This is a genomic window from Bacillus sp. JFL15 (assembly GCF_001184225.1).
GTDB classification, from domain to species: domain Bacteria; phylum Bacillota; class Bacilli; order Bacillales; family Bacillaceae; genus Bacillus; species Bacillus siamensis.
The window spans coordinates 1,642,159-1,666,267 of the sequence record NZ_KQ236689.1 but is presented as its reverse complement, the minus strand read 5'-3'; the positions used below and the strand labels follow the sequence as shown (position 1 = coordinate 1,666,267).

21 protein-coding genes and 2 tRNA genes are annotated in these 24,109 nt (G+C 46.1%); all 23 read right to left on the bottom strand.

Annotation, left to right across the window (positions count from 1 at the left end):
* Positions 1–13: 13 nt before the first annotated feature.
* Positions 14–1,426: an aminodeoxychorismate synthase, component I gene (gene pabB / locus AD710_RS08345; protein WP_049627776.1), complete on the bottom strand. Its 1,413-nt coding sequence runs from the start codon at positions 1,424–1,426 to the stop codon at positions 14–16.
* Positions 1,427–1,593: 167 nt separating this feature from the next.
* Positions 1,594–2,520 (bottom strand): cysteine synthase A, encoded by a 927-nt coding sequence (cysK, locus tag AD710_RS08340; protein ID WP_004264603.1) that lies wholly within the window; start codon positions 2,518–2,520, stop codon positions 1,594–1,596.
* A 75-nt stretch (positions 2,521–2,595) separates the two neighbouring features.
* Positions 2,596–3,486 (bottom strand): peptidyl-prolyl cis-trans isomerase, encoded by an 891-nt coding sequence (locus AD710_RS08335; RefSeq protein ID WP_049627775.1) that lies wholly within the window; start codon positions 3,484–3,486, stop codon positions 2,596–2,598.
* 45 nt (positions 3,487–3,531) lie between these two features.
* Positions 3,532–4,407 carry an Hsp33 family molecular chaperone HslO gene (hslO, locus tag AD710_RS08330; RefSeq protein WP_016936539.1) on the bottom strand — a complete coding sequence of 292 codons (876 nt, stop codon included), beginning with the start codon at positions 4,405–4,407 and terminating at the stop codon, positions 3,532–3,534.
* 10 nt (positions 4,408–4,417) lie between these two features.
* On the bottom strand, positions 4,418–5,194 hold the full coding sequence (locus AD710_RS08325; protein ID WP_016936538.1) for a type III pantothenate kinase: 777 nt from the start codon (positions 5,192–5,194) through the stop codon (positions 4,418–4,420).
* 148 nt (positions 5,195–5,342) lie between these two features.
* On the bottom strand, positions 5,343–7,262 hold the full coding sequence (ftsH, locus tag AD710_RS08320; protein ID WP_049627774.1) for an ATP-dependent zinc metalloprotease FtsH: 1,920 nt from the start codon (positions 7,260–7,262) through the stop codon (positions 5,343–5,345).
* A gap of 97 nt (positions 7,263–7,359) precedes the next feature.
* On the bottom strand, positions 7,360–7,899 hold the full coding sequence (gene hpt, locus AD710_RS08315) for a hypoxanthine phosphoribosyltransferase (protein ID WP_004264611.1): 540 nt from the start codon (positions 7,897–7,899) through the stop codon (positions 7,360–7,362).
* A complete protein-coding gene (gene tilS, locus AD710_RS08310; RefSeq protein WP_049628789.1) occupies positions 7,896–9,314 on the bottom strand; it encodes a tRNA lysidine(34) synthetase TilS in 1,419 nt (472 codons plus the stop codon). The genes hpt and tilS overlap by 4 nt, the downstream gene beginning before the upstream one ends.
* 104 nt (positions 9,315–9,418) lie before the next feature.
* A complete protein-coding gene (locus AD710_RS08305) occupies positions 9,419–10,420 on the bottom strand; it encodes a protein kinase domain-containing protein (RefSeq protein ID WP_049627773.1) in 1,002 nt (333 codons plus the stop codon).
* Positions 10,386–11,123, bottom strand: a complete 738-nt coding sequence (locus tag AD710_RS08300) for a vWA domain-containing protein (protein ID WP_049627772.1) — start codon at positions 11,121–11,123, stop codon at positions 10,386–10,388. The genes AD710_RS08305 and AD710_RS08300 overlap by 35 nt, the downstream gene beginning before the upstream one ends.
* Positions 11,124–11,190: 67 nt before the next feature.
* A complete protein-coding gene (gene spoIIE, locus AD710_RS08295) occupies positions 11,191–13,680 on the bottom strand; it encodes a stage II sporulation protein E (protein ID WP_016936534.1) in 2,490 nt (829 codons plus the stop codon).
* Positions 13,681–13,889: 209 nt separating this feature from the next.
* A tRNA-Glu gene (locus AD710_RS08290) sits at positions 13,890–13,961 on the bottom strand.
* Between the two features lie 9 nt (positions 13,962–13,970).
* Positions 13,971–14,047 (bottom strand) — tRNA-Met (locus tag AD710_RS08285).
* 158 nt (positions 14,048–14,205) lie between these two features.
* Entirely contained in the window at positions 14,206–14,592 is a 387-nt protein-coding gene (locus AD710_RS08280) for a S1 domain-containing RNA-binding protein (RefSeq protein ID WP_004264630.1), read from the bottom strand.
* An 80-nt stretch (positions 14,593–14,672) separates the two neighbouring features.
* Positions 14,673–15,050: a cell division protein DivIC gene (gene divIC, locus AD710_RS08275; protein WP_016936533.1), complete on the bottom strand. Its 378-nt coding sequence runs from the start codon at positions 15,048–15,050 to the stop codon at positions 14,673–14,675.
* A 17-nt stretch (positions 15,051–15,067) separates the two neighbouring features.
* On the bottom strand, positions 15,068–15,703 hold the full coding sequence (yabQ, locus tag AD710_RS08270; RefSeq protein WP_049627771.1) for a spore cortex biosynthesis protein YabQ: 636 nt from the start codon (positions 15,701–15,703) through the stop codon (positions 15,068–15,070).
* Positions 15,700–16,002: a sporulation protein YabP gene (yabP, locus tag AD710_RS08265; protein ID WP_004264638.1), complete on the bottom strand. Its 303-nt coding sequence runs from the start codon at positions 16,000–16,002 to the stop codon at positions 15,700–15,702. Before yabP ends, yabQ begins: the two co-directional genes overlap by 4 nt.
* Before the next feature lie 78 nt (positions 16,003–16,080).
* On the bottom strand, positions 16,081–16,341 hold the full coding sequence (locus AD710_RS08260; protein WP_007409934.1) for an RNA-binding S4 domain-containing protein: 261 nt from the start codon (positions 16,339–16,341) through the stop codon (positions 16,081–16,083).
* Between the two features lie 2 nt (positions 16,342–16,343).
* A complete protein-coding gene (gene mazG, locus AD710_RS08255; protein WP_049627770.1) occupies positions 16,344–17,819 on the bottom strand; it encodes a bifunctional methyltransferase/pyrophosphohydrolase YabN in 1,476 nt (491 codons plus the stop codon).
* A complete protein-coding gene (locus AD710_RS08250; protein ID WP_049627769.1) occupies positions 17,809–19,389 on the bottom strand; it encodes a putative polysaccharide biosynthesis protein in 1,581 nt (526 codons plus the stop codon). Before AD710_RS08250 ends, mazG begins: the two co-directional genes overlap by 11 nt.
* A gap of 161 nt (positions 19,390–19,550) precedes the next feature.
* The gene (spoVT, locus tag AD710_RS08245; protein ID WP_049627768.1) at positions 19,551–20,087 is read right to left on the bottom strand and encodes a stage V sporulation protein T; all 537 of its coding nucleotides are present in this window, start codon (positions 20,085–20,087) and stop codon (positions 19,551–19,553) included.
* A 136-nt stretch (positions 20,088–20,223) separates the two neighbouring features.
* On the bottom strand, positions 20,224–23,757 hold the full coding sequence (gene mfd, locus AD710_RS08240; protein WP_049627767.1) for a transcription-repair coupling factor: 3,534 nt from the start codon (positions 23,755–23,757) through the stop codon (positions 20,224–20,226).
* 70 nt (positions 23,758–23,827) lie between these two features.
* Positions 23,828–24,058 (bottom strand): anti-sigma-F factor Fin, encoded by a 231-nt coding sequence (locus tag AD710_RS08235; RefSeq protein WP_049627766.1) that lies wholly within the window; start codon positions 24,056–24,058, stop codon positions 23,828–23,830.
* Positions 24,059–24,109 lie beyond the last annotated feature (51 nt).

The following is a 24,109-nucleotide window of genomic DNA, read 5'->3' as shown; positions in this document are numbered from 1 at the left end:
CTGCTCACCTCATCTAATTTTTTGTCTCTTCTTCGCTCAGCTCTAACGCCTTTTTCATGGCAAAAGCTTTTTTGAACGATTCCTTGTATTCGTGCTTCGGAACCGAGTCAATGACCACTCCTGCTCCGGACTGCATAAAAGCATGTCCGCCGGCTGCATAGATCGTCCGGATCACAATGTTAAATTGCAAATCTCCGTTGAATCCGAACCAGCCTATAGATCCAGTATAAAGCCCCCGTCTTGTCGGCTCAAGCTCTTCTATAATTTCCATCGTTCTCACTTTGGGTGCTCCGGTGATGGTGCCACCCGGGAAAACCGCATGAATAATGTCTGTCGCGTCATATCCGTCCTGCAGCTCCCCCTGTACATTTGACACGATATGCATGACGTGCGAATATTTTTCGATCGCCATAAACTCGTTAACCCGCACGGAGCCGTAGCGCGATACGCGGCCGAGATCATTGCGCTCCAGATCAACAAGCATGACGTGTTCCGCACGTTCTTTCTCGTTGTGAATTAATTCATCAGCCAGCGCCTTGTCTTCTGCATCGTCTTTTCCTCTTGAACGCGTACCCGCGATCGGTCTTGTTTCAAGCTTCTTCCCCTTTTTCGTCACCAATAGCTCCGGCGACCCGCATATCACTTGAAAACCCGGTGTCTCAAGATAAGCCATGTAAGGAGACGGGTTGACGTTTCTCAAATGTTTATACACCTCATACGGGTGAACGGATAAGGATTGGGATTGCCTGATGGACAGATTAACCTGAAACACATCGCCGCTCGCGATATATTGCTTAATTTGTTCTACGGCCTGTGAAAATCCTTCTTCAGTGAACGGAGCGGCATACGATCCGTCTCCTTCCCGGCTCAGCGGAGAAAAAGGCTCGTCCCGCGTTTGACGGGAGCGCCACATATCCTCGAGACTGGACAGCTTTGCTTCCGCAAGCCCGGCTTCTTCCGCTTCGGTATGGGTAATGAGCCATAACGCCTCAGCCTCATGGTCGTAAACGGCGACATCATCAAAAACGAGAAAGTATATATCAGGTGTTTCCAAATCATCTAAAGACAGCATTTTAAAATTCTCAATGTATCGGGCATAGTCGTAACTGATAAATCCAATCGCGCCGCCTTGAAAATCCGGGAACTCATCGTTTGTTTCCGTCCCAAGCGTCTCAAACCAATCATGAAAAGCCCGCAGCGGGTCACCTTCTTTAAACAGTGTTTCCCCTTCATGCTTGATCGTTGTGATTCCGTCTTTCCCTCTGACGGACGCAATCGGATCTAGACCGGCTATACTGAATCTTCCCCCTCTCGCGCTTTCGAGCAGAACATGCCGTTTTCTCGATTTCGAAAGGTTCTCATATTGCTGTAAAAATGCTTGCTTCGTAAAAGGTATCTTTCTTCCTGCCGGTCTGCGTTGTGCCATCTTATCAATCCTCTGCTTCGTTTTTCTGTAGTTTTATTTTAAAGCAATCATACTGGTGAAAAAAGTGAATTTCTCTTCCAACCATAAAATTCGAAACGTTTTTTGGATTTTCGATGCTTCAGGCACAAAAAAACTCCCGGATACAGCCGGGAGCCGTGTGTATGTCTCTATTCAAACTGATAAAGCGGGGTGCTTAAGTAACGTTCTCCATTACTAGGGATGATCGCAAGCACTTTCTTGCCTTTACCCAGTTTTTTCGCGATTTCCAGCGCCGCGTAAATGGCCGCTCCGGAAGAAATACCGCCGAGAATCCCTTCTTCTTTTGCCGTTTTACGGGCATATTCAAATGCATCCTCATTTTTGACGGGAATGATCTGATCATAGATGTCTGTATTCAATGTTTCAGGGACAAAACCCGCTCCGATACCCTGGATTTTATGCGGACCCGGTTTTCCGCCAGAAAGAACTGGAGAATCCGCCGGCTCTACCGCATAGATTTTGATGGATGGATATGCTTCTTTCAGCACTTCACCCGCTCCCGTGATGGTTCCGCCCGTCCCGATACCGGCCACGAACGCATCAAGCTGGTCGTCTCCAAACTGTTCGACAATTTCTTTCCCAGTCGTTTGGCGGTGAATTTCCGGGTTTGCCGCATTGTTGAATTGCTGAGGCACAAAATAACCGTGTTCCTCTGCAAGCTCCTCCGCCTTTTTAATGGCGCCCTTCATTCCTTCTGCGCCAGGAGTCAGCACAAGCTCTGCTCCGTATGCGCGCAGCAGATTGCGTCGCTCCATGCTCATCGTATCAGGCATAACGAGAATGGCTCTGAGACCTTTTGCCGCTGCCACCATCGCAAGACCGATTCCTGTATTTCCGCTTGTCGGTTCAATGATTGTGTCGCCGGCTTTTAATTTGCCTTCTTTTTCAGCCGCTTCAATCATCGCTGCTCCGATACGGTCTTTTACGCTGCTGCCCGGATTCATGTATTCAAGCTTCAGATATACATCTGCGCTGTTTTCATCCGTCAGGCGATTCAATTTCACAATAGGAGTATTTCCGATTAGTTCAGTAATAGAATTTGCAATACGCACCATGTTGGACACCTCAATTTCCGACTAAATTTATTGGTATTATAAATATAAGTTATCAATTTCAAAATTTTTTGTCAATCATTTAGTTCTTTTTTCCCCGTAGAACCAAGAGACTCCCGCCTCTTTCCACAGCGTTTTGACTGTCGCCTTATCACCTAATTGATCCATCGCGATCTGACGTCTGATTTGGCTCTTCACTTCATTATATGAGAAAGTTCTCGCCTTAAGCTTTTCTTTCAGCTGAATGACGGCGTATCCTGAAGAAACTTTAATCGGTTCAGCGGACCATTCATTTTCTTTGAGATTTTTGGCTTCTGTGATATATGCCTGCGGGATATTCTCCTGGTTTTCCGTGACAAAGCCGAGGTCTCCGCCATACTGAGACGTGTATCTGTCAGTGGAACGCTCTGCGGCGACGGCTTCAAAGCTGGAACCGCCTTTCAAATCAGCAAGCACCCTGTCCGCCTCTTCTTTGCTTTTGACGACGATGTGCCGGATTCTGTAAGAATCATCGAATTGATACAGTTCTTTATTTTTATTATAAAATGATTGCATTTCCTTATCCGAAATATCGATGTCCTTCGTCAGCAGTTCCTCAAGAAGAATGTTGTAGCGGATCTGGTCTTTCCATTCGTTTTCCGTAATATGATCGTCTTCATAAAATGAATTATTCACCGCTTTGATTAAAAGAAATTCACGTTCCAATTCGCTGTTTGAAACTGTGAGTTTATTCTTTTTCGCAAGCTCTTCCACTACTTGTGTATTAATCATGTCTTCCAAGGTTGATTTTCCGTATTGGTCTTCCATCTTTTTCATCCAGTCCTGCCGCGTGATATGTTTATCACCGATTGTCGCGATGGATTCTTCAGATGACCCTGCAGCTTGGGATTTTGTTAAATGATACGCGATTGCCGCGCTGCATACTAACAGCGCCGCTACAATAATCGTCAAAAGTGTTCTCGGTTTCAAAATCTACCCCATCCCTTTTTTAAAATAGAACAACCCGCTAAAGAGCTAGCGGGTTGTTTCGTCACGAAGCTCTTCCAGTTCTTCTTTTGTAAATAAATATTTCTCATTACAAAAATGGCAAACCGCTTCGGCTTTTCCGTCTTCTTCTATCATATCTTGTATTTCTTTTTTGCCTAGTCCTAAAATGGCTGCTTCGAAACGATCTTTAGAACAAGAACAGTGAAATTTGACCGGCATATTCTCAAGTACGTCCGGTTTCTGGCCCAGTACTTCTTCTAAAATTTCTTCCGGCGTCAGGCCTTTTTGAATCAATTTTGAAATCGGTTCGATTTGAGATAATTGCTTTTCAATTGTTGAAATGGTTTCTTCATCAGTCCCCGGAAGAAGCTGAATAATGAACCCGCCGGCAGCGAGAATCGTGTTATCAGGATTCACAAGCACTCCTACACCGACAGATGAAGGGACTTGTTCAGAAGAAACAAGGTAGTATGTGAAGTCGTCACCGAGTTCACCTGAGACAATTTCTACTTGTCCCGTAAAATAATCACGCAAGCCTAAATCTTTTACGACACTAAGTGTTCCATCCGTTCCTACCGCCCGTCTCACATCCAGTTTCCCCTGTTCATTGAGGTCAAAGTGAACGTGCGGATTTGTTACGTATGCTCTGACTTCGCCCTTTGCATTCGCATCTGCGATGATGGCGCCGATCGGCCCGCCGCCTTCTATTTTGACGGTCAGCTTATCTTCACCCTTCATCATCGCTCCGAGCATCAGAGACGCTGTCATCGTCCGGCCGATTGCGGCTGATGCCGTCGGCCATGTGTCATGCCTTCTTTGCGCTTCATTTACCATATCAGTCGTTCTGGCTGCATAAGCCCGAACTTTACCGTCATATGCAATTGCTTTAATTAAATAATCCATCGTTTACCTCCTATACGTGACCCACGCGATTTCGCTCATAAATGATTTCCAGCCCTTTTAAAGTAAGAAACGGGTCAACAACATCAATACAGTCTGATTCATTTGCGATTAATGAGGCAAGACCGCCTGTCGCAATGACTTTCGGTTCTTGTTTGGCCTGCCATTTCATCCGCTTGACAATGCCTTCAACTTGTCCGACATAGCCGAAAAGGATGCCGGACTGCATGGCGCTTACCGTGTTTTTGCCGATGATATTGTCCGGTCGGGCGATTTCAATTCTCGGAAGCTTGGCCGCGCGCGAGTACAGCGCTTCCGTTGAAATCGTAATGCCGGGAGCTATCGCGCCGCCCATATATTGTTTGTTTTCATCAATGTAGCAATACGTCGTCGCCGTTCCGAAGTCAACGACAATTAAGGGGCCGCCATACTGATGAATCGCCGCAACGGCATTGACAATCCTGTCTGCTCCCACTTCTTTCGGATTGTCATATTTTATATTTAAACCTGTTTTCATCCCCGGGCCGACAACTTGCGGCTCGATGTGAAAGTATTTTGTGCACATTCTTTCTAAAGAGAACATAATCGGCGGCACCACGGATGAGATGATAATTCCTTCGATCTGTTCAAACATGAGTCCGGAATGTTCAAATAAGGAGCGGAGCAGCATGCCGAATTCGTCTTCTGTTTTGTGTCTGCTCGTTTCTACACGCCAATGATATTCTAATTCACCATCATGATATACACCAATCACGGTGTTGGTGTTCCCCACATCTATAACCAGTAACAACCTCTATCACCACTTTTGAATAGTTTCTAATCATAACTTTTTCAACATTCTACAATACCATACACGATCTGCGGCTCTTTTGTAAACAAAACGGAACCAGTAAAAAAACCGCCGGTATAAGCCGGCGGTTTTCATATCGGAAAGCGAACTATTCTTTCGGTTCGTCTTTCTTTTCGTCTTCTGTTTTAGACAGAATGTTTACTTTCACATCGTCTTTTTGAAGATGGTCATCTGAGAAATTGCGCTCTGGGAGTTTTCCATGATCCACGAGATGCTTGATTTGTTCCGCATCTAATGTTTCCACATCTAGCAATGTCTGAGCAATCAATTCAAGCTTATCGCGATTTTCAGTCAGGATGGTTTTCGCACGCTCATAACATTCTTTAATGATGCGCTGAATTTCCTGATCGATTTCGTAAGCGATCTGATCACTGTAGTTTTGCTCGTTGTTGAAATCCCGGCCCAGGAATACTTGACCGCCTTGAGATTGACCGAACTGGAGCGGTCCGAGTTTTTCTGACATACCGAACTCCGTCACCATTCTTCTGGCAATGTTCGTTGCCCGCTGGAAGTCATTGTGAGCCCCGGTGCTGACTTCGCCGAAAATAATTTCTTCGGCAACGCGTCCGCCCAGAAGACCGACAATTTTGTCGAGAAGCTCAGGTTTTGTCTGGAAGTAGCGGTCTTCTCTCGGAAGCATGACCGCGTATCCGCCTGCCTGCCCCCTCGGAACGATCGTTACTTTATGAACCATATCGGCTTCATCCAGCACAAGCCCGATAACGGTGTGACCACCCTCGTGGTATGCCACGATATTGCGTTCTTTTTTCGAGATGACGCGGCTCTTCTTCGCAGGACCCGCAATGACACGGTCCGTTGCTTCATCAATGTCGCGCATATCAATTTTCTTCTTGTTTTGACGGGCAGCAACAAGTGCCGCTTCGTTAAGAAGGTTTTCTAAATCTGCGCCTGAGAAACCAGGTGTTCTTGAAGCGATTGCTTTTAAGTTCACCGTCTCATCAAGCGGTTTGTTTCTCGCATGGACCTGCAATACGGCTTCACGGCCGATGACATCCGGACGGTCTACCGTAATCTGACGGTCAAAACGTCCCGGACGGAGCAATGCAGGGTCAAGAATGTCCGCACGGTTTGTCGCAGCGATAATAATGATTCCTTCATTCGCACTGAAACCGTCCATCTCAACAAGCAGCTGGTTCAGCGTCTGTTCGCGTTCATCATGCCCGCCGCCAAGACCGGCGCCGCGCTGACGTCCTACCGCGTCGATCTCATCAATGAAGATCAGGCAAGGCGCATTCTTTTTCGCATTTTCGAATAAGTCACGCACACGGGAAGCACCGACACCGACAAACATTTCAACGAAGTCAGATCCGCTGATGCTGAAGAAAGGAACGCCGGCTTCACCGGCTGAGGCTCTCGCAAGCAATGTCTTACCGGTTCCCGGAGGTCCGACCAGCAGCACGCCTTTAGGAATTCTGGCGCCAAGCTCGGCGAATTTGCGGGGATCTTTCAGAAACTCAACAACCTCAACAAGCTCCTGCTTCTCCTCATCCGCGCCGGCTACATCTTTAAACTTCACGCGTTTCTTTTCTTCCGTATACAGCTTCGCTTTGCTCTTTCCGAAGTTCATGACACGGCTTCCGCCGCCCTGAGCCTGATTGAGCAGGAAGAAAAACAGAATAAAGATGATGACAAACGGAATGATCGTCGTTAAGAACGTCACCCACCCGCTTGTTTCCTGTGCGGGATCAACTTTTACGTCCGTCTTTTTAAGTGCGTCAAATATCTGGTCTGCTCCTTTTCCTTCAGGAACATGTGTTAAAAAGTACTGGTCTTTGTCGTATTTTTTCAGCTGTCCTTTTACCTCATAAACACCTCTGACAGGCTGAACCGATACGCTATCAACTTTCCCTTCATCGAGGTTCTTGATAAACGTACTGTACGACATATTTTCTGTTTTCGGGTTTGAAGTCTGGAAGTAACTCACAACCCCGATTACTACTAATAAAATAAGTAAATAAAAAATGGTATTACGGAAGACCCGATTCATTCCTTACCTCCTCCCACAGTAAGCACAACTATGTTCAATAGTACCATAGAAAATCATTCCAATACAACCGATAACCATCTCGGAAGCAGGCAGCCGATCAGCTTTCATAAATCGCCGGTTTCAACACTCCGATGTAAGGCAGATTGCGATAGCGTTCGGCATAATCAAGTCCGTAACCCACAACAAACGCGTCAGGAACTTCAAAGCCTACGAAGTCTGCTTTAATGTCCGCTTTTCTTCCGCTTGGTTTATCCAATAGGGTAACAATCTTAATTGATTTCGCTTTACGATATCGGAAGAGTTCTACGAGATAGCTCAAGGTTAACCCACTGTCGATAATATCTTCAATGATTAAGATGTCCCGGCCTTCTACAGATGTATCCAAATCTTTGATGATTTTGACTTCTCCGGAAGAAACCGTGGAATTTCCGTAGCTTGATACATCCATGAAGTCCATTTCCAAATATGTATCAATATGCTTTATAAGATCAGCCATAAAAGGGAGCGCTCCCTTTAACACACCGATTGCCAACGGAAACGTGTCGCTGTACTCGCTTGTTAATTGTTCTCCAAGCTGTTTTACTTTCTGCTGGATCTCATCTTCTGAGATCAGCACTTTTTCGATATCTTGTTTCATGTTAATGCTTGCCCCCTACACTTTTCATGCTGTCTATATTGTAATACAATGCGGTCACTGTTTGAAATCACAAGATTGTCAAAGATGGATTTTTTCAAGCCAGGCAGCCAGATAATTTCACCGCTTGCATCCGTTACAATCGGCCATTCGTCCCGATCACGCAGAGGCAGTTTATGATCAATAAATATATCTTTTACCTTTTTCGAGCCATTCATCCCTTTAAGTTTGATCCGGTCGCCGATTTTTCTCGTCCGGATTGTTAAAGGAAATTGCACCTTATTTCTGCTTGTTATAAAAACAGCATTCCCATTTTTGATATGAGGATCGGCTTGATCGGCCACCTCTATCATAAAGCCGTTGGGCAGAACAGCAGCCTCACCTTCTGCTCCTTGCAGCTGCAGCTCAAAGGGAATCTTTTCACACTGCCATTGTTCAAATGTAAACAAACATGTCTGATATGATTTGACCACCTTCAGCCCTTTTGGAAAATCAAGCACTCCTGAGGCGCTTCCGTTTTCTGCCCATTCAAGAAACTGCTGGATATGGCGGGCGGAAAACGACGATGGAACGTTTTCATAAAGATAGTTTAATATTAGTTGAACTCCTCTTCTTTGTAAAGGTATCGGAAGGGCAAGCAATTGAGAGGAATTGACTTCAACTGATGTGTCAGACTTGCTTGTAATAACCTTATTCATTCGTTCTTTCGTTAATGACTGCAAGTATTGTTCGTCTTCTGTCAGTGCTTCACTCACCTTTTGAAACATTTTATGAACGTCAGGTGATTCTTGTTTTAAAAAAGGAAGCACGGTCTTTCTGAATCTGTTTCTTGTATAATCGTCTTTTGTGTTGCTCTCATCCGTTCTGTAGGACAGCCCTTCTTGACGGCAGTATTCAAGAATTTCATCTTTTGCCGTATAGAGGAAAGGTCTGATCAGCAGGCCGGATGCGAATTCGCGGACAGGCTGCATTCCCGCAAGCCCCGCCCCGAGCGTACCTTTCGCAAGCCTCATGAGCATTGTCTCAACTTGGTCGTCGCCATGGTGAGCCAGCGCTAAAAACTTTGCTTGGTGTTTTGCCATCAGCTCTTTAAAAAACTGATATCTGCAATCACGCGCGGCAGCCTGCTTGTTCAGCTTATTCTTCCTTGCATATGCGGAAACATCAATCTGTACCGCTTCGCAAAGGATGTGTTCCGCCTCGCAATATGACTGCACAAACTTCATATCTTCTTCAGATTCAGGTCCTCTGAACTGATGGTCGACATGCGCCGCAATGATAACGGAGGAATGCCCGAAGTGCTTATTCAGCATGCTGAGAAGCGCCATTGAATCAGGGCCTCCGGAGACTCCGGCTATAATCGTTTCTCCCTCCGCCTGAAGATGATATGTTTTGAAAAAATCTTCCACGCTTTTCACAATGTCCCCCTCACGATGAGCAGGTTTTTTAAAGATATACATATCCTATCACTTTCATTCCCTCCAAGCAAAGAAGAAGCATGAACATCGGCGACCGGCCGGCCCTAGATGAGAAAAAAGACGATGTAAGCGAAATAAAGGGCGAGAACGCTGATTAGAATAAGTGTTGTTTCAAACAAACCATTGTGTTTTGCGGGCTTTTGTTTTGGTTTATACCGCGTCTGAGAAACAGTACCCTGCCGCGGTTTCGCCTGCTGCGCCTTAGGCTTGGCGGCGGTTTTCCTTTTGCCTCCCGTGCTCTGCCCCGCCGTCAGGATGTCATGTTTCATCGCTTCAGCAGACGGATATTGCCCGTTTAAAGCAGAAAACAGAACCTTCTTATACTTATTCAAAAACGGGTGGCCTTCAATAATAGAACGAAGCTGTTCTTTCGGCTGTCCTGTCTTTTTGCACTCTTTCTTCTGAACACAGTGGATCATGATCATAGCTGCAGCAAACAGGTCATAGGATGGTTCCGCTTTTCTTGTTCCATACCCCCAATAGCCCCTGTCGTAAAACTCCGTATACTCTTTAATCGCGCGCCCCTGTTTTGTCGTTCCCCCTACATCAATGCAGCGAATGGCAGCCGGAGGTCCGGTTACAATGAGGTTTTCCGGCTTGAGGTCGCCAAAGACCCATCCTTGCTGATGGAGGACAGACAGACTGGAAAGAAGCTGCACCATCAGCACCGGAATCCACTCCGTTCCCTTACTGCTGATATATTGCGGAAGAAGCGGCCCTTCTATGTACTCCATCACGTAAAAAGAGACATTTTTATTCAGCTGCGGTATAAAGGCATCATCCGCATCAAAAAAAGAAGGCCCCATCGTTTGCGACCGGGCCTTTGAAAAGGATTTTAAGACATTCACTTCAGAGGTAACAGACATGCTGTCGCTGCTTATTTTCAAAGCGACATGTCCGCCTGATGCTTCTGCCAGATATACAATACCGTTAGCCCCTTTGCCAAGCTGTTTGAGCAATCTGTAGGATTTGCCGTTCCACTTGCCTTGGATTTCCGTTCCCGGTGCCAGACTACATGCCAAACTCGTTAAAGCGTCGTTCATCATCTGCCAACATGCTCCTTCTTGAGCGGATTCTTTCAAACTGCTGCGTCGCTTCCCGGATAGCAGGACCCGTAGGGGTGATACCGCCGGTTGACAGCTTCGCAAAGAGAGTGGAAAGCGATTCAAGCTTCGGCGTCCAATTCAGCACAAGCTCAACTTCCTGGCTTTTCCCGGGAAATATACACATAGCAAATTCATTATGACCGGCCCGGGAATTTAAACTGATGGAAAGATCAATCAGCGCTTCTTTCACCGTCGGCAGTTTCGGCGCCATACTCGCACTCGTATCAACCAGCACAAGCACTTGCAGATGAACCGTTTCGCCGAGTTCATCAACCACTTCCATCACTTCGCCGCGTTTTTCCGGAGAAAGTTCTTCCATTTCAACGTTTTTCCCTAAAATTTGTTTAAGCTCTTGATTGACGACACCTTGAAGTGTCTGGGTCATTGCTTTTTTTGTCACCATTTGAACCGTTTGAGACAATTGAGACGCATACACAACTTGATGGACGCCGCCTCCGGCCATGGCGATGCCTTCAACTTCCTTCATTGCCTCTTGGTCAATCGCGTTTTCTTCCATAATTCCTATAACATTCACCGTAATCCCCTGCTCCTTGGCGAAAGCCGCCATCGCAATCGGGTCTTCACCATGATTGGAGCAGCCATCTGTAATCAGCAGAACTTGATTTAAATGTCCCTTATTCACATTCATTCCTCCCGGTGATACGATTAGTCCCATCTTCGCCAGAAGGAATGTGATTTATACGAAAGGATTAAGAAATCTCCTTATTATTTTGGAAAACCGCCGGCACCGGTATGGATGCCCATTTCGGTGTATTGTGGTCAATCCGGACGACAACGACCGTCATATCGTCTTCGATTTGGCCGGCACGCGTTCTGATGACCTCTTCCATTAATATATCAGCGATTTCCTGCGGGTCTTCGGTTTTCAGCCCTTTCATTTTCCGTTTCATCCACAGGTCGTGGTTCTCTACGTGCTTCGGCCCTTCAAAAATACCGTCACTCATCATGACGAGCAGATCTCCCGCTTTCAGCTGTTCACTTACGACCTCCACATCAAATTCATTGATGATGCCGATCGGCAGATTGCTGGCCTGCACTTTCATGACTTGATCTCCCCGCTTGATAAAACTCGGCGTTGAACCGACCTTCAAGAATTTACAGCTTGCATCCTGAAGATCAATGATAGAAAGATCAAGAGTTGAGTAGATTTCATCTGTCGTCCGTAAAGACAGAATGCTGTTGATCGTTTTGATCGCGATTTTTTCATCAATCCCCGATTCGAGTATTTTTTCGAGAAGTTTAATCGTTTCATTGCTCTCATAATGGGCCCTCGCCCCATTGCCCATGCCGTCGCTGATCGCGGCCGCATACTTTCTCGCCCCCAGTTCCATCATGCTGTAGCTGTCGCCGGAGACAAGGCCCCCTCCTTTTGCCGCGTGAGCCGCGCCTGTCGATACCCGGTAAGACTTGGTCGAACCGAACGCGACATGGCTGTAGCCATTCGGATGAGCCGAGTGCTGTTCGCTTTTGACAAGTATCTGCTCCTCAAGAATGTCAGACAGCATCGGGGCGATAATTTTCTCACTCTCGCCGTGCCCTCCGCTGAACGGGATTGTCATTTCAATATCAATATTGCCCTGCTCCAAGCTGTATATCTCGACATGCTGAATCTCGATTCCGAAATGCTGAAGCGCCTCTATCATTTGTTCTTCCTGAATAAAATGCTGCTCCCTCTCCCGTTTTATTTCCCGAGAAAAGTCCGCCATGACCTCAGAAACCCCCAACAGCTGCTCGGCAACAAGCCTTCTGCTGTCCTGAACTTTTCTCTTCAGGGTCAGATGGGCGTGATGATGGGCAAGTTCGTCTTCAATCAGCTCTTCCACCTGTCTGGATTTGGAACAGTGCTGCTGAAACTCCTTTTTTAATCTGCGGTTTGAGGCATACTGTTTTTCCTCTGTTTCATGCATAACCTGTTTCATTAAATCATATGTTTTATCAAAGTTTTGAACCCAGCATTTGCTTTTCTTATAACAGGATTGGCAGGAATGCTCGGTGATTTTGCTTAAAAAGAGATCCACTTCCCCTTCTTCAGCCTGCTCATCGGAAGACGTCTGATGAAAGGTGGCGAAGCTCTCCGACAAGGCATGAAACACATTGGAGAACTGATCTACTTTCTGGGCAGTGACATCTCTGATTTTTCTCGCGTACTGCTGCTGTTCCTGACTGTGCTCAGCAGTGCCCGGTATGTATCGCGCCACCTTTTTCGTAATCGACTGGGGCGTAATTAAAAACAAGGCAACGGCAATCAAAGATTCGTAAAGGGTGGTCATTAACCCGGCAGACCCTTCTCCATATAATGATATCAGCAGTGAGCCGATCACCAATCCGACTGCGGCGCCGGCTTTCTTGCCTTCCTTCAGCAGTCCGCCAAGAAGCCCGGAAAACGCAAGCAGACTCATTTGATAGAGATTGCCGATATTCGCAAGCCCGAGAATCAGCCCGGTCACAACACCGACAGTACAGCCGATGCTTGCTCCGCCGACAAAGGAAAAACTCAGAACGACATAACGGGCCAGTATGTGTTCGGCCTGCATTCCCTGAAACGAAACGCCTGCAAGACCTGTTAAAACGGATGCGATCAAGATCATAAAACAGATGATTTCTTCTATTTTTAATGATTGTTTCACTTTTTTGATCGTGAAGATCGGCAGGCTTTGCAAAAAGATCAGCGTCAAAATAAAGGCCAAGCCAGCCTCGACAACAGCCATCACATAGTCATAAGTGGTAAAAGCGCCGCTATCAAAATAAACAAAACCGATTCTCGCGGCAGCCATAGAGAAAAACACCACGATCGGCAGCATCTTCACCCGGTCCTGCATGATATATGTACCGATTTTTGAAAATAGAGTAAAGACGGCTAAAGCTGTGAGAATCAGCAAAGAGTGTTTCGGCGAAATGGTTAACGCGCCTGCAAGCAATGACAGACAAGCATAGAAGGCTTTATCTCTTCTGATCAAAAGCATCGCCCCGAAAAACGGCAGCGCAAACGGAAGAACCTCAGATAATATAAAAGCCCGTCCAAGCAGAAAACCGATCACGACATAAATGAAACCCTTATAGAAAAAAAATGAATGCGCCTGATGAACCGCAAGCTTTGCAGCCTTTTCAAAAAACGATTGCAGTTTTTCCAGAGCTTGTCCCGCCATCGGCCCGTTCACTCTTCTTTCCGCTTTTTCCATTGCTCTCATCCCCCACCTGTTTTATTCGTTGCTTGTCATTATAAATGAAAGCACAGATAGGATTTTGTCAAAAGAAGGTAACGATTCCAAAGAACTCTTCGACGCTTTCTCCCTTGTTCCCCTTTCCTTTCTTATTTCCTCCGACATTTCTCAAAAAGTTGTCTAAATATGAAAAAATCGGCTTCTGCAACAGAAGCCGATTCGCTTGATGACCCGTACGGGATTCGAACCCGTGTTACCGCCGTGAAAGGGCGGTGTCTTAACCGCTTGACCAACGGGCCAAAAATATATGGTAGCGGCGGAGGGGATCGAACCCCCGACCTCACGGGTATGAACCGTACGCTCTAGCCAGCTGAGCTACACCGCCATATAAGTGCTTATAAGCACAAGTTATATAATACAAAGGTTTCTTCATTCCGTCAACAGAAACTTTGAAGTTTTAATTTTCTGACTACATGGATGTTTACAAAAAAAAGCACCCGCGGGATAGACGGATGCTCCAATGTATTTATAGAAAGCAGCAAGTTATCCTCTTCTTGCTCCGCGCCCTCCACGTTTTGATTCCGTGTTTCGTTTTAAAGATGATAAGCGGTCTTCGCTATCTTTAAGAAACTTGTTCATTTTCTGTTCAAAAGATTCTTTCGGACGGAAATCATTTCTAGGTCTGGCTTGCGGACGGTCTTTAGCTTTTTTAATTGATAAACCAATTTTCCCGTCTTTTTCAACGTTGATGACTTTCACTTCAACTTGATCGCCGACTTTTAAATGCTCGTTAATGTCTTTCACATAATTATCGGCTACCTCACTGATATGAACGAGACCGGTTGAGCCTCCAGGCAATTCAACAAATGCTCCGAAATTTGTAATACCTGTTATTTTCCCTTGCAACTTGCTGCCAACTTCAATCGACATAAAAAAAGTGCTCCTCCTTAGGCTTATAAAAAGATCGTTTGTTTAATTATACCTAAATAAAATTTTAAGTGTCAACAAGGCTACTTGCTCTTCTTTTCTACATTAAAGAGAATCTCACCATTTCCTGACATAAACAAGTCTCTTCTGGCAAGCTCTGTGACGTAATCCTCATCCTTTAATTTGGAAATTTCATCTTTTAAATCAGCCTGTTTCGCGTCCAATTCTTTCACTTGTTTTTCCAGCTGAGCTTTCTTTTCTTCGTTTGCGCTAAGGGAAGAGGTCTGTGACCACAGAGAACCCGCTAAGACAATAGCCGTCAACAACACAAGGGCGCCGAATACGATCAACCGTCTGAAAAGCCCTTTCCGCCTTCTTTTCATAAGCTGGGATTGCCGCTCAACCTGCTCTTTATAGTCGTTTTGAATTTCAGTTATTGTACGTTCTCTAGATAGATTCAAACCAGACGGTCCTCCTTTCATCTTTTCAAAATACGTATCATGGTCGATCTGATTGTTATGATTAGTTTCTTGCTCTTTTGTAAAAATCCTGCACTTTTTTGAAAATATCGTTTGAAAGTAAGACGCCACTTTTCAGGAAGAAGTTTCAATAATTGTTTCAACAGGAAGAACAGCGGATGCAGCAAAAACGTTACGATCTTAAAAAGACACTTCACAAAAAAGGCGCTCACCCGATAGGAGTATAAAGAAATAAACGTGGTCAGTCCGATGAGCAGCTTAAAAAGCAGAACCACCGGACGGAACAGCACATGCTGAATGAGCTTTTTTGCGAATTGATAAAGAGATACCGCAAGATGGATGGCGAATTTCAGTATTTTTATATACATTCGTTTAAACAGGCTTTGGTACGTCGCAATTCCCAGTAAGACAGCCAAGAAAATGTATATCCTGAGTTCACCTTCATTCACGTTGAGCAGCACATAGAAAAACAGCAGACCTTGTACAATCCAAAAAAGAAGGTCATGAATGAATAACAGCCATCTGGCCGTTTTGGCGCGGCTGACAAACAGCCTGTATGTATCAAGCGACGCTCCGAGCCAGGCGCCCATACCGGTCATTGCCAGCATCGTATAAAATTGGGTCGTCAGCGTCATTTAAACAACTTGCTAAAAAACCCTTTAGCTTTATCCCCTTGCTGCTCGTCTAAATATACAAGGTCAAACACCCTGCCCTTTATAGATACAATCCCTTTTTCCACATCAAGGTTTTTCATCTGCAGGTTCTCGCCTCTGACGGAAAGCATTCCCATAACCGTTTCCAGCAAAAACTCTTCGTTGTCAAAACTTTCTACATGCTTGACGCCCGAAATGTCTAAATGCTTTCTCCCTTTCATCGTCACATCATGCTGTTCCGGAACAGAAGAAGAACCTTTTTGCTCATAATATGAATTCATCTATTCAGCCCCCATATCCTCGATACTTTTAGCATTATTACTGCATTGTATGAGGCGGGAGCTTTGTTTAGAACAAGCCTATTCGCCGAGTTTTTCTTCTTTGACGATTGTATACATGCCCGCGGCTTCTTCTTTTTTGGTTGTTTCTTTCAATTCGTTTACCTTTACCGTGACAAGCTTTTGGCCGAAGCGAACCGTCAGTTCATCGCCGGCTTTTACGTCTGAGCTGGCTTTCGCCTGATTCCCGTTAACGGTGATTCTCCCCTGGTCGGCGACCTCTTTCGCCAAAGTGCGGCGCTTAATTAATCTGGATACTTTTAAAAACTTATCAAGTCTCATATTTAGAATCTCCTCTCCATTTCTTTTGCTTCATCCCACAATTTGTCCATTTCCTCAAGTGACATTGCGGTCAATTCAAGTCCCTTTGCCGCCGCTTCTTTCTCAATATAAGCAAAGCGTCTGCGGAATTTGTCATTTGTCATGGCGAGCGCTTCCTCAGGCTCAATTTTATAGTATCGGCCGATATTGACCAATGCAAATAAAACATCGCCGAATTCAGCTTTTAAGCTGATTTCATCTGCTGATTCGGCGGAAGCCTCTGCAGAAAATTCCTTCAGCTCTTCATTTACTTTATCCCATATATCCTGAACGTCATCCCAGTCAAAGCCGGTTTTTGCGGCTTTTTTCTGAAGTTTGGCCGCTTTTGCGAGAGAAGGCAGTGTTTTCGGTACGTCATCCAGCAATGAAGAGGATGTTGTTTGCTTTTCCGCCTTTTTGATTTCTTCCCAGTTGGCGACGACATCATGTTCATCCTGAACCTTAACATCCTTAAACACGTGCGGGTGCCGTCTGACCATCTTGGCGCTGATGTCTCTGATGACATCATCAATTGAGAAATACCCTTCGTCTTCTCCGATCTGGGCGTGAAGCATAACCTGAAGCATGACATCCCCGAGCTCTTCTATCATGTGATCCGTGTCCTCTTCGTCAATGGCCTCGAGCAATTCGTAGCATTCCTCAATCATATATTTCTTTAATGACTGGTGTGTCTGCTTTTGATCCCACGGACAGCCGTTCGGCCCGCGAAGCTCACGAATAATTCTTCGGAATGCGGAAAATTCCTGGTAAAGGAGTTCTTCTTTTTTAATCGGCGGAACATATACACTTGTTAAGTTATTTATCTCTACATTGCGGTCAAGTTCAAACAAAGGCACTTTGGTGATCTTTTCTCCCTTGCTTCCGGCTGCCGTTACGATGACCACTTCATAATCGTCAGGCAATTTCTCCATAAGCGTCAGCTTCACCTCAGAGGCCGTCATTTGGTCATAAACCTGGCAAATGATCAGGTGATGGCGGAGCTCAAGCTCATCCGGCGTCATTGTTTGCGCATCTGTAAATTGAAACCCTTCAATCGGATCAATCCGCAATGCATTAAAGGTGGCATCCAGAAAGCTTTGTCCTCCGGCGGTATGAACCGTCACCTGCTGTTCTTCCCGGCGTTCAAATAACAGCTGAACGGTTTTCTCAGCGACAAACGGATGGCCGGGTACAGCGTAGACGACATCCTCTTGCTTCGCTTTTTCAAACAGAATGTCCGTGATCTCTTCATAGACCGCTTCAAACTGATCGTGCTTTTCATAAACATCATCAAAATACCGGATATCCGCTGCAGCCTCTTGCTCTAATTCCGGAATCAATGGGTGGTCTTTCGTTCTTATATATAGATGCTTCGCCTGAGTCAGCAGCTTATGTACGCCCACTGTCAACTGATCCATGTCACCGGCGCCGAGGCCGACGACCGTAATGTTACCTGCCATGTTTTTCTCTCCTCTTTTTCAATTTGCTTAAAGCATTGCCGAAAGGAAGGCTGCTCAGCTCTTCGTCCGTAAATATCTTCATTCTCATCATACAATAAATAAACAAAAGCCCCCCGAGGACTGATGCAGACAGACTCTCACATACTGCTCCGGTCCTGCTGACGGGAACGAATAACGGCCAAAGCTTCGTATACACGAGCAGAAAAGAAGCCATCAGCAGAGTGCACCAGCACAAACGGGCAACCATGCCGCCGATATTCGTCAGCCAGCCCTTCGACCAAATTCTGTGCAGATTCAGGCACGCGGCTGCGGCAAATGCCAAAACGGTCGCCAGCGCCGCTCCTGTAATACCCCAGCCCGGGACCAGCCAAACATTCAACAACCATTTCAGCACCCCTCCCGCCAAGACGGACACGGCGGGGAAGACGGTATGTCCCGCGCCTTGCAGGATCGCGGCTGCCGTAAGCGCAGTCGAAGCAAAAAAGATAGATAAGCTGAATATTTGTAAGGTCTGCGTCCCCTCACTGTTTTGGAAAAGCATGATGTTCACCGGTTCTAAAATGCAAAAAAGTCCGGCCGATGCGCCGATTCCTACCGCAAGGCAGAGCTTAACGGCAGAGGTCGCTTTCTCTTTTATAATAAACGGCTTGTTCCCATGCACCGCTTTTGAAATGGAGGGGACAAGAGATGCGGCGATACTGACGGCAAACACGGTTCCCAGCTGAAGAAGCGGCTGTCCGCGGTCATATATGCCTTTCAGCTGTTTCGCAGCATGGCTCTTTGTCCCGTCTGACAGCAGTGAATATAAGTTTAAGGCGTCTACGAGCTGAATCAAAAGCATGAATACACTGCTGATACAGATAGTGACTGAATAAAGCAGCAGCTTTTTTACAATGATACCTGTTTCGATTTGTCCGATGTCTGTCTTCTTGTCTTCCCGCTTGTACCAGAATAAGGCCAATACGCAAAGAGCCGCCAAGCTTCCGGCAATTGATCCCGAGGCTGCCCCCGCACCTGCCGCATATAATGAACGGCCGCTTTTCAAAAGCCAGAAAGATAAACCGAGAAGCACCGCCACACGGAGAAGCTGTTCGGTGATCTGGGATAAGGCGGACGGCATCATATCATGCACGCCCTGGAAATACCCCCGAAAAACCGCCGTAAACGGAAACAGTATAAAAGCGAACGCCGCTACCCGTATCAGCAGTTCAAGGCGGGCGTCACCCATAAAACCGGCCAACGGCGCCGCGCCGGCATACATGAGCACAAACAGTATAAGTCCGGCCGCCGTGACATAAAGGGCGGAAATTTTCATTATTTTTTGTTTATGATTGCTATAATCGTTCATTAATTTTGAGATGATCACCGGAAATCCGGATGTTGAGAGCATGACCGCGATGCCTAAAAATGGATACACCTGCTGATAAATATAAAATCCGACGTCACCGACAATATTCTGAAAAGGAACTCTGTACACGGCGCTTAATATCTTTGTCACGATGCCCGCAACAACAAGCACAAAAGCACCTTTCCATGCCGATTGCCGTTTGGCGCCAACTGAATCGTTCATCCAAAAGCTCCTTCCAGCCGCTAGAAAATTACGTCTATAAAACGAGCTTATTATATCACAATCCTAACGGCCGAACCGATAGTGAGCACATATGAAAAAGAACAGCACTTGTTTAAGAGCTGTTCTTTCCCCGTTTCTTATTTCAATAATGGTAATAAGACCTACTGTTCCATTTGTCTCGCCAAAAAGCTGGCTGCCGTTTCTACCGCTTTGTGTTCTACGTCTCCAAGTGCCTGTTCTTTAGAAAAAATGACCACGGCACCGATAGGATCGCCATTCGCCACGATAGGAGCGATTGTATAGGAGCTCATGTCTTCATCAATGTCATTAACAAGCTGTGCGGATTTTACGTCATTTTCCAGCACCGAGCTGCGCTGGTCCATCGTTTTTTCGAGCAAATCGCTGATGGATTTGTTCAAAAATTCTTTTTTGGAGCTGCCCGAAACGGCAATATACACGTCACGGTCGCAAATCAAAACGGAATGGCCGAGACTGTCATACAATGCATCCGCATATTCTTTCGCAAAATCGCCAAGCTCACTGATAGGAGAATATTTTTTCAATATAACTTCTCCGTCGCGGTCAACGAATATTTCAAGCGGGTCTCCTTCCCTGATTCGCAGTGTTCTCCGAATTTCCTTAGGGATGACGACCCGTCCTAGATCATCAATACGACGTACAATACCTGTAGCTTTCATCTCTCTGGTGCCTCTCTTTCATGTGATGATATTTAAGGGAAAGTACTAAAGCTCTTTACTTTATGTAGCTTCCGCCACTCGCTTGAAATTAGTATCCGTCACATCAAATGTAATATACACCAGAGAGTAACAATTTTTATGAGGACGCGATTGTTTCTTTCTTCACATCTTGAAGGCCTTTCAGCATGCCGAGTACGGTCTCCAGCCACTCTTCGGTTTTGCGGCCTTTCGTCTGCACTGAGATTTTCAGTTTTTTCCCTTCCATTCCCAGTCCGATCTGCCGGCCGTATTTATTGCCGAGTTCAAACAATTTCTGACCGTCAATCTGGGCGCTGGCCTCTTCCGAAATAGTGAATCTGACCGCGTCCTTTTCCTGCTTGATGAGTTCGACGCGTTCATATTTGCCGTACACTTTCATCTCAGCAACTGTAAACAGCCATTCAACCTCTTTAGGATAGCTGCCGAACCTGTCGATGATTTCATCTTGAAGCTCATTTTTCTCCTCAATTGTAGCGATTGATCTGAAACGTTTATACATGTCGATTTTTTGCTTGCCGTCTTGTATATAGTTTTCAGGAATATATGCATCAAGCTCGATATCGATTTCTGTCTCAAACTGTTCGCTTTTCGGCGTATCGCCTTTACGCTCTTCAATGGCTTCTTTGAGCATTTGCGAATACAGGTCAAAACCGACCGAGTCGATGAAACCGTGCTGCTGGGCGCCGAGAAGGTTCCCCGCTCCCCTGATCGTCAAGTCACGCATGGCAATTTTAAACCCTGATCCCAGCTCGGTAAATTCTTTAATCGCCTGCAGCCGTTTTTCCGCCACCTCAGTAAGCACTTTGTCTCTGCGGTACGTAAAATACGCGTACGCGACACGATTGGAGCGGCCGACCCGTCCTCTCAGCTGATACAGCTGAGACAGTCCCATTTTGTCTCCGTCAAACACGATCAAGGTATTGACGTTCGGTATATCTACGCCTGTCTCAATAATGGTCGTGCTGACGAGGACATCTGATTCCCCTTCCAGAAAATTAAGCATGACGCTTTCCAATTCATTTTCGGTCATTTTCCCGTGGGCGTATGCCACCTTCGCATCGGGAACAAGCATGGAAATTTCGTCAGCCTTCCGCTCGATATCATCCACGCGGTTGTACAAGAAATATACCTGTCCTCCGCGCGCCAGTTCCCTTTCGATGGCTTCTCGTACAAGCGCGCCGTTGTATTCCACGACATATGTCTGGACAGGGAAACGGTTTTCCGGCGGCGTTTCAATAACAGATAAGTCCCGCACACCGAGCATGGACATATGAAGCGTACGCGGAATCGGCGTCGCCGTCAGAGTCAGCACATCGACATTGGCTTTGATCTGTTTGATTTTTTCCTTATGCGTAACACCGAAGCGCTGCTCTTCGTCGATGATGAGCAAGCCGAGATCTTTATAGACGACATCTTTAGATAAGAGCCTGTGGGTTCCGATCACGATATCTACTGTTCCGTTTTTCAGACCTTTGAGCGTTTCATTAGATTCTTTTCTCGTTCTGAATCGGCTGAGAAGACCGATGTTAATCGGATAGTCTTGGAAACGCTCCGTAATGGTTTCATAATGCTGCTGTGCGAGTATGGTCGTCGGCACAAGGAGCGCGACCTGTTTTCCGTCGGCGATCGCTTTAAAGGCCGCACGGATGGCTACCTCCGTCTTCCCGTAACCGACATCACCGCAAAGCAAACGGTCCATCGGACGCTCTCTTTCCATATCCTTTTTAATTTCCTGAATGGATCGGAGCTGATCATCGGTTTCCTGATAAGGGAAAGCAGACTCGAACTGACGCTGCATTTCATGATCCGGCGAGAACGCATAGCCTTTGCTTGCTTCGCGTTCCGCATAAAGCTTAATCAGATCATCGGCAATATCCTGAACGGAGTTTTCAACTTTTTTCTTCACCCGTTTCCATTCACTGCCGCCCAGTTTATAAAGCTTCGGTTCTTTTCCTTCAGAGCCGACGTACTTCTGCACCTGGTCGATTTGTTCTACCGGGACGTACAGCTTATCACTGCCCTGGTAATGAATATTGAGGTAATCTTTATGAATGCCCTTGATTTCAAGTGTTTCGATCCCCAAATACTTACCGATCCCGTGGTTGACGTGGACGACATAGTCACCGACTTGAAGCTCAGAATAGCTTTTGATCCGTTCGGCATTTGTCAGCTTCTGCTTTCTCGGCTTCTTCTTGATTCGGTTTTTGAACAGCTCTTCCTCCGTAATGACGGCCAGCTTCATCAGCGGCAGTTCAAAACCGGATTGCAGCTCGCCTTCCATGACATAGACCTGTCCTTGTACAAGCGCTTTGGAGCTGTCCGTTTTGGCGGCTTCAATTTCGTAATCAGCCAGCACGGACGCCAATCTGTCGGTTCTGTCCTTATTTGCGCCTAAAAAGACGACGGTGAAGTTTGATTTCTTAAAGCGCTCCATTTCACTGGCGAGCACATTCATCTGCCCATGAAAACTCTGCATCTGCCGGCTTGTCACATTCACGATATTTTGAGGGCTTGTATGCTGAACATGACGCAAAAATAATGAAAAGTAAATGGCTGGACGCCGCTTCTCGGCCATAATCTCCTGAAAGCTGAAGGATAAATTGATGTCATGCAGAATTTTTCCTTCTTCCAGCAGACTTGTCATGAATTCGGCTTCTTCTTTTTGGAGCTGATCCTCCATTTCATGAATCCGGCTGACCTCGTCTAACAATAACAAGGTGTCTGACGGTGTATAATCTAGCAAACTAGCAGGCTTTTCGTAAAAGTACGAGAGATACTTCACAAGTTCCTGATCAGTCTGTCCCGTTGATAACCGTTCTTTATCATGCGAGATATTGATATGAAGCATTTCCTTTTGTTTGTCCTGCTTCAGCTTCTTCAGACTGTCGGCAAGCCCTTTATCGAGCCTTTCCATCGCGCGGGCTTTTTCTTCCGCCCGGATGATCAGTTCCTTCGCCGGTCCGATGGCCACCGTTTTTAGCGTCTCAATTGATCTCTGGTCATCAGAGTTGAAGCTTCTGATGGAGTCGACCTCCGTATCAAACAGCTCAATCCGCACCGGATGTTCTGACGTCAGCGGATAAATGTCGATTATTCCGCCGCGAATACTGAATTCACCGGGTGCAGAAACCATATCGGAACGCTCATACCCCACCTCTACAAGGCGTGCAGACAGCTGATCCTGTTCTATATCGTCTCCGAGTGATATGGCGATTTGGCTGCTTTTCCACAGTTCTTTCGGCGGAAGCATTCTTCTCAGTGCTGCAACGGGTGCCACTACGACCGGCGCTTCTCCGTTTGTTAATCTATTAATGACATCAAGCCGCTGAGCGCGCAGTTCAGGACTCGCCACCGCAATTTCTGAAGAAATCAATTCATTTACGGGGTATAAAAAAACAGATTGATCCCCGAGAAGCGCCGTCAGATCTTCCGTCACTTTTTGGGCCTGATATAAATTATGAGTGATAAAGAAAATCGGCTTTTTCGTTTCCTGTGCAAGGGCGGAGGTAAAAACAGAACGCGCGGAACCTGACAGACCCGCAAGCAGCTGTTCCTTCAGCCCCTCATGTAAACCGTTAACAATGGATTTAAAATCATCGCTTTCTTTAATAAAGGTTTGAATATTGTCCATATGGGCCCCTCCTCTCTATTTTCTGCAAGAACAGAAAAACGCTTTGGTCTAGAATCTACACCAAAGCTCATTATTGAAGAAATGTGTTGTGTTCATGGTAGTGCGGATTGCGTTCCAGCGCCTCTTGGCAGTCTTCACAAATTGTAAGAACATGGACATCTCCATTGTCTTTATATGAAATCATATCGTTTCTTTCCTCATTTGTTAAGTGCTGAAATCCAAGTGACTGTGTCGGCACCGACGAATACTCCAGGCTCCCTACCTTAAAACCGCAGTGGCGGCAGAAATAATGCAAAGCCATACATTGGACCTCCTGATGTGAAAAAATCATTTTTCCCTAGTATGGTCTCCC

What these genes read in the sequence shown, in the direction of transcription:
- pabB (WP_049627776.1), bottom strand. Translation starts at nt 1,426, where the DNA reads ATGGCACAACGCAGACCGGCAGGAAGAAAGATACCTTTTACGAAGCAA.
- cysK (WP_004264603.1), bottom strand. Translation starts at nt 2,520, where the DNA reads ATGGTGCGTATTGCAAATTCTATTACTGAACTAATCGGAAATACTCCT.
- hslO (WP_016936539.1), bottom strand. Translation starts at nt 4,407, where the DNA reads ATGGATTATTTAATTAAAGCAATTGCATATGACGGTAAAGTTCGGGCT.
- ftsH (WP_049627774.1), bottom strand. Translation starts at nt 7,262, where the DNA reads ATGAATCGGGTCTTCCGTAATACCATTTTTTATTTACTTATTTTATTA.
- hpt (WP_004264611.1), bottom strand. Translation starts at nt 7,899, where the DNA reads ATGAAACAAGATATCGAAAAAGTGCTGATCTCAGAAGATGAGATCCAG.
- AD710_RS08305 (WP_049627773.1), bottom strand. Translation starts at nt 10,420, where the DNA reads ATGATGAACGACGCTTTAACGAGTTTGGCATGTAGTCTGGCACCGGGA.
- spoIIE (WP_016936534.1), bottom strand. Translation starts at nt 13,680, where the DNA reads ATGGAAAAAGCGGAAAGAAGAGTGAACGGGCCGATGGCGGGACAAGCT.
- AD710_RS08280 (WP_004264630.1), bottom strand. Translation starts at nt 14,592, where the DNA reads ATGTCGATTGAAGTTGGCAGCAAGTTGCAAGGGAAAATAACAGGTATT.
- yabQ (WP_049627771.1), bottom strand. Translation starts at nt 15,703, where the DNA reads ATGACGCTGACGACCCAATTTTATACGATGCTGGCAATGACCGGTATG.
- yabP (WP_004264638.1), bottom strand. Translation starts at nt 16,002, where the DNA reads ATGAATTCATATTATGAGCAAAAAGGTTCTTCTTCTGTTCCGGAACAG.
- AD710_RS08260 (WP_007409934.1), bottom strand. Translation starts at nt 16,341, where the DNA reads ATGAGACTTGATAAGTTTTTAAAAGTATCCAGATTAATTAAGCGCCGC.
- mazG (WP_049627770.1), bottom strand. Translation starts at nt 17,819, where the DNA reads ATGGCAGGTAACATTACGGTCGTCGGCCTCGGCGCCGGTGACATGGAT.
- AD710_RS08250 (WP_049627769.1), bottom strand. Translation starts at nt 19,389, where the DNA reads ATGAACGATTCAGTTGGCGCCAAACGGCAATCGGCATGGAAAGGTGCT.
- spoVT (WP_049627768.1), bottom strand. Translation starts at nt 20,087, where the DNA reads ATGAAAGCTACAGGTATTGTACGTCGTATTGATGATCTAGGACGGGTC.
- mfd (WP_049627767.1), bottom strand. Translation starts at nt 23,757, where the DNA reads ATGGACAATATTCAAACCTTTATTAAAGAAAGCGATGATTTTAAATCC.
- AD710_RS08235 (WP_049627766.1), bottom strand. Translation starts at nt 24,058, where the DNA reads ATGGCTTTGCATTATTTCTGCCGCCACTGCGGTTTTAAGGTAGGGAGC.